Consider the following 9,764-nt stretch of genomic DNA (forward strand, 5'->3'; position numbering starts at 1 on the left):
GGCCATGAACCCTTCTTCGAAGCGCGTGATCTCCGATCTGAAGGAACTCGAGAAGCTCACCTCCGACGAGCGCGGCGCCCAGCGCGTCGCGTGGGGCCCCGTCTGGCGCAAGGCGCGCGAGTGGTTCGCGGGCAAGCTACAGAACGAGCTCTCCCTCTCCACGCGTCAGGACGGTGCCGGCAACCTCTGGGCCACGCTCCCCGGAGACTCCGAGCGGAGCATCGTCATCGGCAGCCACCTCGACTCGGTCCCCGGTGGCGGCTGGCTCGACGGGTGCCTGGGCGTGCTCGCGGGGCTCGAGGTCCTCCGCGTCTACGCCGCGAAGGGCGCCCGCCCGCCTGTCACCATCCACATCGTCGACTGGGCCGACGAAGAGGGCGCGCGCTTCGGTCGCAGCCTCACCGGGTCCGCCGCGTCCGCGGGCTCGCTCGATCCGCACAAGGAGCTCGCGCACCTCGTGGACCGCGCCGGAGTGAAGCTCCCTGACGCGCTGAAGGAGAACGGCATCACCCTGGAGGGCATGAAGTCCGCGAGGAAGTACTTCGACGAGCTGCGGGCCGAGGCCTACCTCGAGTTGCACATCGAGCAGGGACCGGTGCTGCAGGAGATGAAGCGCCCGGTCGGCGTGGTCCTCGGGACGATGGGCGTGGAGCGCCACCAGCTGAAGTTCATCGGGCAGGCCGCGCACTCCGGCGCCGCGCCGCTGCACCTGCGCCAGGACGCGTTCCTCGCGGGCGCCCGGTTCGCGCTCGGCGCGCAGGAGCTGGCGACGAAGCTCTCCGGCAAGACGCCGCGCACGCGCGTGGTCGCCACCTGCGGCGTGGTGAAGGTCGAGCCGAACTTCGTCACCGCGGTGCCGGGCCGCACGGAGATCTCCATCGACATGCGCGCGCTCGACGCGGACGTGCTCGCGAAGCTGCTCGCGGGGGCGAAGAAGGCGTCGCTCGCCGCGGCGAAGGAGTTCAACGTCAAGGTCGAGTGGAGCCCCATCCTCAAGATCACCCCGCGCATCTTCGACGAGACGCTCACCGGCTTCGTGCGCAAGGCGGTCAAGGGCGTCACCGGCCATGCGCCGGAGATCCCCTCGGGCCCGCTCCACGACGCGGCGGAGATGGCCGACATCGTGCCGACCGCCATGGTCTTCGCGCAGTCCTCACCGGGCATCTCGCACACCCGCATCGAGGACACGCCAGAGCCGGCGCTCGACAAGTCGGTGCGCGCGTTCCTCGCGACGGTCGAGCAGACCGTGGAGCACCTGGCGCGCAAGGCCGAGCCCCGGCGCAAGCTGGCCGCCGGCGGGCGCCGCTAGAGCATCGAATGGGATGCCCACCTCCGGGCCGCGGCTGTTGCTGACGAGCACCTCATGGCCGGCCCTCGCCATGTGGCCCGCCAGCGCCTGACCGATGCTTCCCGCGCCAATGATTCCAATCCCCATGACACGCTCCAATGAGGTGCTCGGGGGATGCCTGGGTCTCAGCGCGAGGTGTGCGGGGTGTTCAGCAGCTGCTGCTCCCACGCGAAGGCGGTGCCGACGTTGCCCATGTGATCGATGAGCAGCTGGGCCATTCCGGCCACGGTGTCCGTGCGGGCCCAGTCGCGCTGCAGCTCGGCGGACAGGACCGCCGTGGTGATGGGCACCGCGCCGGCCTGCACCATGCGCTGGATGGCCACCTCATGGGCCTCGAGCGAGGTGCCGCCCGACGCGTCCGTGACGATGTACACCTCGTAGCCCTCGCCCAGCGCGTGGAGGGTGGGCATGGCCAGGCAGATCTCCGTCCACAGCGCGGCGATGATGAGCTTCTTGCGGCCGGTCTTCTTCACCCACTCGACGGCCCGGGTGTCCTCCCAGGTGTTGATGAAGGTGCGGTTGAGGGGCTTCTGCTCGGGGAAGACGTCCTGCAGCTGCTTGATGAGGTAGCCGCCGCGCTCCTCCAGCACCGTGGTCAGCAGCGTGGGCACGCCGAACAGCTTCGCCGCCTTCGCCAGGCCCACCACGTTGTTGATGACGGTCTGGCTGTCGTGGCTGCGCAGGCCGGCGAACTGGAACGGCTGGTGGTCGATGAGCAGCAGCACGCTGTTGTCGGGGGTGAGCAGGGCATCGAGACCGGCCTTGGGGTTGCGCTGTGCGTTCATGTGAGCGTCTCCAGGTTGGGGGAATTGCTCTCAGCGCCGGCGGAGTGCCGTGCCGCTGATGGAGAGCACTATGAAGACGTCACTCCCCTTGCTGTAGCGGGCAATCCGCGGAATCAGTTTGAAGAAGATGTTTAAAGCGAGGGGTGCCGAGGCTAGCGTCGAGGCGCATGGAGACGCTCATCACGCTGGAGTCGTTCGTGCGCAGCGCGCAGGCCTCGAGCTTCTCGGCGGCGGCGCGGACGCTGGGGCTGACGCCGGCGGCGGTGAGTCAGAACGTGGCGCGGCTGGAGGCGCGGCTGGGCGTGCGCCTGTTCCAGCGCAGCACGCGCGGGCTGAAGCTGACGGAGTCGGGGGAGCGCTTCCTGCGCGAGGTGAGCGGCGGGCTGGACACGCTCCAGGCGGCCATCGCCAACGTGTCCATGTCGGCGGGCCAGCCGGCGGGGACGCTGAAGGTCAGCATGGCCCCCGTGTTCGGGCGCGGCTACGTGGTGCCGCTGTTGCGCGAGTTCCTGTCGCGCTATCCCGCCGTGGTGCCGGACTGGCACCTGGACACGCGGCCGGTGGACCTCATCGCCGAGGGCTTCGACGCGGCGATTGGCGGCGGGTTCGAGCTGCCCTCGGGGCTGGTGGCCCGGGAGCTGGCTCGGGCGCACGTGGTCGCGGTGGCCTCGCCGGCGTACCTGGGACGGATTGCACCGCCGCGCAAGCCCGAGGATCTCCGGGAGCTGGAGGGCCTGCTCCTGCGCGCACCGCAGAGCGGACGCATCCGCTCGTGGCCGCTGCGCAGCCGCTCGGGGGAGGAGGCGTCGGGGGAGATGCGGCCCAGGATGATCCTCAACGATCCCGAGGCGCTCACCCACTGCGCGTTGATGGGGCTGGGCATCGCCTTCGTGTCGATGCCCGACGCGCTGCCGCACCTGAAGGAAGGGACGCTGGTGCGGGTGCTGCCGGACTGGTACGCCGACATCGGCCCGATTGCGCTCTACTACGCCGGACACCGGCAGCTGCCCGCGAAGACACGCGTGTTCGTGGACTTCGTCGTCGAGGAGTTCAAGCGCCAGGGCCTGGCGAAGCTGCTCTCCGCGAGCTGAGCCGGTGACGAGCGCGGCGCGACAGGACCGGCACGAGCAGGCAGAGGAAGATGGCGGCCATGCCACCGCTGGCGCTGCAACCGCCCTTGTCGGCCTCGGGCTCCTCGTCTCCGGGGAGCGGCTCACCGCCAGTGCCCGCATCGAGGCCACCGTCGACTCCACCGCCGGTGCCACCGTCAGCGGTGCCACCGTCACCTCCCATCCCCGAGCCTCCATCCGCCGGCGTCCCGCCGTCCGTGGGCGTGCTGGTGCCTCCGTCGCACTCGCCCAGCGAGTGCTCCAGCGCGCCGAGCGTGTAGTTCCCCGACGACGGCCGAGGACGAGCGCAGAAGTCGTTCGTCACCGTGGCGCGAGCGGCCGCGGCGCCGATGAGCTGTGAGACGTTGCCCTCGACGCGCAGGTCTCCGGCCAGCGGCGCGACGTACCAGGAGTCCCAGGTGGCCGAGCTCACGTTCATCAGGTTGGTGCCGGCGGTGAAGGAGCCGCTATCACGGGTGCGGATGACGGAGGACACCACGTTGCCATGCGCCTCGCCGGTGGTGGAGGCGAAGCGGAAGTCCACACCGGTGGTCGCGATGAGGGTGTTGAACAGCACCTTCGTGTTGGCAGCCTTGTTCAGGTAGATGCCCACGTCCGAGCAGTTGATGATGACGTTGTTGCGCAGGATTCCATCCGAGTGCTCGGGATCACAGGGAACGTTCGCGTCGAAGGCCGGCGCGCAGAACGCGTTCCCGGTGCCTCCACCTCCGAAGGACAGGCCGATGCGGACGTTTCCGGCGGGGGCATCCTTGGTGCAGATGACGCGGTTTCGCTCGAAGATGCCGCGCTTGCCACCGCTCTTCATGAACGCGCCATAGGAGATGCCGTTGTTGGCCTTGGAGAAGTCGTGGATGTAGTTGTCGCGGACGATCCAGTCCTCACCGGTGTCGATGTTGAGCTTGGTGACGGGCGTCGTCGTGTTGCGGACGCGCGTGTCGTAGATCTCATTGTTCTCGATGAGGCCCCGGTGAGGGATCTCGAAGACGCCGCTGGAGTTCTGCGTGGCATTCACCTTGAGCTGCGCGTTGAAGTCGCGGACGCGGCTGTGGCGCAGGACGAAGTTCTCCGCGTGGCCCGTGACGTGGAACGCGTGCTCGCAGCTCGGGTCCTGGGCGCAAGCCCCCTCGATGGTCAGGCCGTCGAAGACCCAGTACCGTCCTGAGACCTTGAAGCCCTCGGTCGCGTTGAAGCGGATGAGCGCCGCGTGCCGGTTGGCGGCCCTCACGATGATGGGCTGCGCCGCGGTGCCGTCCGCCGCGCAGTTCAGGTTGGCGCTGACGGCGTACGTGCCGTTGGCGAGGATGATCTCGTCACCGGCCTGAGCGGAGGAGAGCGCGGACTGCAGCTGGGAGACGGTGGAGACGTTCTTCACCGCGGCGAAGCTGGTGCAGGACACCAGGAGCAGCACGAGGGATGGGATTTTCATGATGGCTCTTCCTGCGAGGTGTGCCGAGCCAGTCTGCCCTGCTCCTGTCGCGCACGTACGCATTTCGTGAGTCAGAAGTCCGCCGAGATGCACTCGATGGCGGCTCGGACCCGGACGCGGACCTTGGGGTCGGCGTCTTCCTGGAGCGCCTCCAGCGCGGGCAGGCTCGCGTGCACCTTGCTCCCTGCCAACGCCAGCACCTCGGCCGCGGCCTGCCGGAGCTCGGAAGGAGCCTCGTGGAGCACGCCCACGAGCCGTGGGACGAGATCCCTGCCCGGGGTCCAGAGGTGCAGGGCGTTGGGCAGACGCAGCAGCCGAGGCAGTCCTCGCAGCGCGGGGCCAGGCTCGCCCGAGACCCTCCAGTGCGCGTCCAAGGCTTCGCAACGCTGATACGCGTCACGGCGGCGCTTCTTCGCCCAGGTGAGGATCTCCGGGGCAGCGCTCGCCGCCGCGGGCCCCCAGTCCCCGAGGAGGCGGATCGCGGTCGAAGCATGCTGACGCGACTCCAGCCGCTTCCGCATCATCCGGAGTCCGCGAGGAGTCGGGGGAAAGCCCGCGAGAAAGAGCTGGGCCAGGGGCCCAGGCGTGTCCCATTGGCAGTACGAGGGGCCTTCGGCCTCCACCCAGTCGAGCACCCAGGGAATCGCGGGAGCCGCGTCGCTTCCCAGGTCCACCAGCGCCGAGAGCGCTGCCTGCGAGTCCCCCCGATTCTTGAGGGACTGGCGCAGGACAGGGAGGACCTCGTCCGCCCGTCCGGTGATGCGATGCAGTCCTGACGCGGCGTCGCACCGGACGGTGGCATCCGAGTGGGTGAGGTGAGCCCGGAGTACCGGCTCGGCGCTGGGATCTCCGATGGCCGCCAGCACCTGGAGCATCCTGCCGCGCACCGGACAGTCCTCCTCCGCGAGGCAGGAGAGCAGCATGGGCACGACGGCTCTGGCGGCCTCTCCGGCGCGTTGGATGGCCGAGAGCACGATGTACACCGGGGTCTCGCCGAAGCTCCCGGGACCTGCCTTGCCCTCCGCGCGACGCTGCCGCAGGCGCGCGTACTCGCGTCCCAACAGCGCCAACAGGTCCTCCATGATGGCGGCGACCTTGCTGCCCATTCCGCGGAGGAGCCAGGCTGCATCGTACGTCCGGTCGTTGCGCAGCAGGGTCAGGAGAAGGGGTTGAACCGCCTGCGCGTCATGGGAGACCACGATCAGCGCGAGCTCGAGCTTCCTCGCGGAATCTGTCGCGGCATTCAGGGCATCCATGAGCCTGGGGAGTGCGGGCTTCCCCAGGCCGTCGAAGATGCGGCGCATGGTGCCCATGAGGCTCGTGCCGCCCTGCTCCAGGGTGCGCAGCAGCAGCGGCAGCACCTGCTGGGGCTCGGCACGGACGAGCCACGCCGCCCTCAGACACGGGAGCAGCCGCTTCTCGTGCTCATCGCTCAGCGGAGCGTCTGGGGGGCGTGATGTGCCCGGAGGGAAGATCTCCTCCAGGGCCTGCTTGAGCTCGCGGAGCACGGCCTCGACGGACGACGGGTTCCGGTGCGAGGCGATGCCCTCCCAGGCGGCCTCGACGACCCGCCAGTCCCTGTCGGTGAGCGCGCCGAAGAGCCCGTCCAGCCGCCCTGAGATGGGAAGTGACGAAGAGGCCAGGGCCCGGACGGCCTGGAGCCGGTCGCTGGCCCGCGGGTGCCGCGGCGTCTGGGGATGGAGAGGTTCGGAGGACAAGGGGCAGGCGGACGGGAGGAAGGATGCGCCTGCCCGGGAGCGTACCTCCAGCTCCCCGGCACGAAAACAGCGGGCCCCCACGCCTGACGTTTCCGTCAGAAGCGTGAGGGCCACCTACCGCTCGATGTTGGGTCCTGGAGTGGCCCCCTACTCAATCGGGGCGCCGACGACCTGGCACTGCTGGGGCTGGGCCACGGGGGCCGCGACGGCCTGGCGCGCCAGGGGCTGGGCCACGGAGGGATCCACGAGCTGCTTGACGGTGTCGATGGCCTGTGTGGCGGTGTTGATGGCGTCAGCCACCGCGTTGAAGATGTTGCTCAGGCTCGACTGCAGAGGGTCCGCCGAAGCCGGCAGAGCGCCGCCCATCGGAGCGCTGACGCTGGCTGCGGACGGAGCCATCATCGGGGCACCACCGAGGTCCGGAGGCAGACCACCGGCCGCGTACGGGTCCATCGGCATGCCAGCGGCGAGGTCCGGAGGCAGGCCACCGGCCGCGTACGGGTCCATCGGCATGCCGGTGGCGAGGTCCGGAGGCAGGCCACCGAGCGCGTACGGGTCCATCGGCATGGCGCCGGCCGCGTACGGGTCCATCGGCATGCCAGCGGCGAGATCCGGAGGCAGGCCACCGGCCGCGTACGGATCCATCGGCATGGCGCCGGCCGCGTATGGGTCCATCGGCATGGCGCCGGCCGCGTACGGATCCATCGGCATGGCACCGGCCGCGTACGGGTCCATCATCTGCGGGTTCATCATGCCCAGGGCGCTGGGCAGCATGGTGGCCGCCTCGAGGCCCGCGCCGACAAGGCCCGCCGCGCCGCTGGCCACGCCGCCGAGGACGCCGCCCGCGGCCGAGAAGGCACCGCCGATGCCGTTGCCGATGCCACCGAGCACATTGCCGACACCGCCGAGCGGGTTGTTCAAGCCGCCGAACGGGTTGTTCAGGCCACCGAAGGGCTTGTTGATGCCGCTGAGCGGGTTGTTGATGCCGCTGAGCGGGTTGTTCAGGCCGCTGAACGGGTTACCCAGGTTGGGCTTCTGGCCAGGGAAGTTGCCGTTGATGTCCGGGCGCGGGGTGAAGGTGGAGCCGCCCGGCTTCTGGCCGGGGAAGTTGCCGTTGATGTCCGGGCGCGGGGTGAAGGTGGGCTTGCCGCCCGGCTTCTGGCCGGGGAAGTTGCCGTTGATGTCCGGGCGCGGGCTGGGGGTCGGCTTGGGCGCGGTCGGCTTGGGCGCGGTCGGGTTGGGAGCAGTCGGCTTCGGGGCGGTCGGCTTCGGAGCAGTCGGCTTGGGCAAGCTCGGCTTGGGCAAGCTCGGCTTGGGGATGCTGATCTTGGGGAAACGCATGGACGTGCTCCTGGGATGACGGGGGGCGGGCAGCCGGCAGGGGAAGTGCCTTGACGGGAAGGCATGACTGCAGCGCTCGTGCCAAACCCCGGAAGACCCGGGACTCCACGTACATTCAAGGATTTGCGAGGAAAGAGCGTCCCAGGTGATGGCATGAGCCCCCAGGCGCCGGATGACTCGAGCCACCAGAGGGATGACAGCTGTCACCAGGCGAGCCAGCGAATCAACCTTGGCCACGCCGTCAAGTTGCAAGCCAGGGCTGCAACTGCCGCAGCAGCCCGGCCCGGTCCAGCAACTCGTGGACACGTGCGGCAAGCACGACGTGCTGCGGGTTTGAAGCGGTGAACCGCTAGGGAGTGAGGATGACGAGGGTCCCCTTGTCCAACCACCCGTCAAGACGAAGTAGAAGAGTGGAGGCGGCGGGAATCGAAGCCGTGTAGGGGGTAAACCGGCCCGCTCTGAAAAACGGCGCTCTCCTCGGTTTCCCTCTGAAAATCGGCCCCTCGAAGCGTCCACACGCGTCCGCACGAGTCCAGCGGATTTGGTCCTTTTTTGGTCCCCTTGGTCCCCCGCAAACTGGGCCTTTGGGGGACTCTGGAGCACGCCAGGACGCGCCGTGCTTCACGAAGGGACCCCACCTGTCCAGGTCGTCAGGAAGTCGCAGAGATCCCGCCCCCGCATCTCCACGTTCGCGCCGATGGTGGCCAGCGTCGCCTGTTCCTCCGTCGTCAGGATGGCCTTGTGTTCCAGCAAGTTGGCCAGCACCGCGCTAAGGCACTCGCCCAGGCTCACCGCCGCCCCAAGCTTGTCCGCGACGGTCGCGCGGCCTTCACCCGTGACCGCCTGGGAAGGATGGGCCACGAGCCGCGCGCGGAGTTCTCCAGCACGTTGCACCAACTCCCCAGCTTGTCCGCGCTGACAGGCTCGCGCTTGCACTCGGGGGATCCGATGCAACCACCACCGGGGCCGCGAAGGTGGCCGCAGGGGTTGAGGGGGTAGAACATCGTCGGGGCGTCTTGCTGCGGGGGCGTGGTCATCCTCGATCCCTCCTCTGGCGCCGGGGGCGCTTGGGCTCCGTTGCGAAGGCCACGACCAGCCGCAGGATCAGCCTGAGCTGTAGCCCTTGGAGGCGTCCGAGCAGATGCAGCAAGCGTCGCATTTCGGGCGCGTGCGCCAGCTCGGGCGGCACTTCGAGCTGTGCCGCTTGCGGCAGGCTGTCCACGGGGGCGAAGCCCATCAGCTCATGCGGGCCACTTCGCAGGGCCACGCACAGCCGGAACAGCGTGGGCACGCTGGGAAGCATCTTCCCGCGCTCCATCCGCCCAAAGACCTCGGTAGCAATGCCGACGCTCGCGGCAAGGTCGGCCTGAGTGAGCCCCACGCGCATCCGTGCGGCCCGCAGCGCCCGACCGAGCGTAGCCCCAAGCCGCCGCTCTTGGCGCTTCGCGTCCCCAGGAAGCGAGCGAGGCCGACTGCGGGCCTTGCGCCGGGAGAAGCCCTCTGCGGGCCGTGCTGTCTGGTGGTCTTTCATCATGGGAACCTCGCGCGCCGCGCCAGCACGAAACACCCAAGCCGGGGGCGCATGACAGGGAGAGAGCAGGCAGCCGATCAGCTCACCGGGCGCGGTGAACTGCCGCGACCAGGGGCGCCCCCAGGATGCAGGGCTCCCCCAGTCGCTTCGCACTGGCCACGCCGATCCCCCTCGGTGTGGCCAGTGGCGCGCGCTCCGATGGGATCGGCCTGTCCCCCTCCAAGGTCAGAGGCAAGCCGATCCCGTCTCGGCGCGATGCCGATGCGTGCTGCGGGGCTGAGAGCGGAGCGGGAGCCGAGTGCTACGCAGAGCTACCCGGGGACGTGATCACGTGATCAGCGGACAGCTTGCGCGTAGTGGACGCGGAATCCTGTGCAGTGGGGCCGCCTACGTCCTTGTGCATGCGGGCTGTTGATGGTCCTCAGGGAGCGCGTGTTTCTGATCCTCAGTCGACCGGGATTCCAGATCTCAGATCTCCACCGTCA

The 9,764-nt window shown here is 69.2% G+C and carries 8 protein-coding genes and 2 pseudogenes; 2 read left to right on the top strand and 8 right to left on the bottom strand.

Translation table 11 applies throughout. The annotated features are described in order from the left end of the window. The first annotated feature begins 4 nt into the window (after window positions 1-4). Window positions 5-1,309 carry a Zn-dependent hydrolase gene (locus KY572_RS34200; protein WP_224247874.1) on the top strand — a complete coding sequence of 435 codons (1,305 nt, stop codon included), beginning with the start codon at window positions 5-7 and terminating at the stop codon, window positions 1,307-1,309. 33 nt (window positions 1,310-1,342) lie between these two features. On the opposite strand, the pseudogene KY572_RS34205 reads toward KY572_RS34200, so the two are convergent. Continuing rightward, window positions 1,343-1,435, bottom strand: a pseudogene (locus KY572_RS34205) (NAD(P)-binding domain-containing protein); the annotation flags it as partial. Window positions 1,436-1,473: 38 nt separating this feature from the next. Beyond that, on the bottom strand, window positions 1,474-2,133 hold the full coding sequence (locus KY572_RS34210) for a hydrolase (protein WP_224247875.1): 660 nt from the start codon (window positions 2,131-2,133) through the stop codon (window positions 1,474-1,476). 167 nt (window positions 2,134-2,300) lie between these two features. Here KY572_RS34210 and KY572_RS34215 point away from each other — a divergent pair, with 167 nt between their 5' ends. Further along, the gene (locus tag KY572_RS34215; RefSeq protein ID WP_224247876.1) at window positions 2,301-3,224 is read left to right on the top strand and encodes a LysR family transcriptional regulator; all 924 of its coding nucleotides are present in this window, start codon (window positions 2,301-2,303) and stop codon (window positions 3,222-3,224) included. Here the strand turns inward: KY572_RS34215 and KY572_RS34220 are convergent. The 6 genes and pseudogenes from KY572_RS34220 to KY572_RS34240 all read right to left on the bottom strand — a co-directional run bounded on the left by KY572_RS34220 (window position 3,184) and on the right by KY572_RS34240 (window position 9,150). Beyond that, the gene (locus tag KY572_RS34220) at window positions 3,184-4,689 is read right to left on the bottom strand and encodes a chondroitinase-B domain-containing protein (protein WP_224247877.1); all 1,506 of its coding nucleotides are present in this window, start codon (window positions 4,687-4,689) and stop codon (window positions 3,184-3,186) included. The two genes, KY572_RS34215 and KY572_RS34220, sit on opposite strands and share 41 nt — an antisense overlap. Before the next feature lie 71 nt (window positions 4,690-4,760). Further along, the gene (locus KY572_RS34225) at window positions 4,761-6,407 is read right to left on the bottom strand and encodes a HEAT repeat domain-containing protein (RefSeq protein WP_224247878.1); all 1,647 of its coding nucleotides are present in this window, start codon (window positions 6,405-6,407) and stop codon (window positions 4,761-4,763) included. Between the two features lie 147 nt (window positions 6,408-6,554). Then, the gene (locus tag KY572_RS34230; protein WP_224247879.1) at window positions 6,555-7,748 is read right to left on the bottom strand and encodes a hypothetical protein; all 1,194 of its coding nucleotides are present in this window, start codon (window positions 7,746-7,748) and stop codon (window positions 6,555-6,557) included. A 241-nt stretch (window positions 7,749-7,989) separates the two neighbouring features. Further along, window positions 7,990-8,085, bottom strand: a pseudogene (locus tag KY572_RS48230) (Imm52 family immunity protein); the annotation flags it as partial. Between the two features lie 284 nt (window positions 8,086-8,369). Further along, window positions 8,370-8,642 carry a hypothetical protein gene (locus KY572_RS34235; RefSeq protein WP_224247880.1) on the bottom strand — a complete coding sequence of 91 codons (273 nt, stop codon included), beginning with the start codon at window positions 8,640-8,642 and terminating at the stop codon, window positions 8,370-8,372. Window positions 8,643-8,781: 139 nt separating this feature from the next. Continuing rightward, window positions 8,782-9,150: a helix-turn-helix transcriptional regulator gene (locus KY572_RS34240; RefSeq protein ID WP_224247883.1), complete on the bottom strand. Its 369-nt coding sequence runs from the start codon at window positions 9,148-9,150 to the stop codon at window positions 8,782-8,784. Window positions 9,151-9,764: the final 614 nt, after the last annotated feature.

The organism is Hyalangium gracile (assembly GCF_020103725.1).
Taxonomy (GTDB): Bacteria; Myxococcota; Myxococcia; order Myxococcales; family Myxococcaceae; genus Hyalangium; species Hyalangium gracile.

Bases quoted from the DNA above. Each gene is read 5' to 3' on its own strand.
- KY572_RS34200 (WP_224247874.1), top strand. From the start codon at position 5: ATGAACCCTTCTTCGAAGCGCGTGATCTCCGATCTGAAGGAACTCGAG.
- KY572_RS34210 (WP_224247875.1), bottom strand. From the start codon at position 2,133: ATGAACGCACAGCGCAACCCCAAGGCCGGTCTCGATGCCCTGCTCACC.
- KY572_RS34215 (WP_224247876.1), top strand. From the start codon at position 2,301: ATGGAGACGCTCATCACGCTGGAGTCGTTCGTGCGCAGCGCGCAGGCC.
- KY572_RS34220 (WP_224247877.1), bottom strand. From the start codon at position 4,689: ATGAAAATCCCATCCCTCGTGCTGCTCCTGGTGTCCTGCACCAGCTTC.
- KY572_RS34230 (WP_224247879.1), bottom strand. From the start codon at position 7,748: ATGCGTTTCCCCAAGATCAGCATCCCCAAGCCGAGCTTGCCCAAGCCG.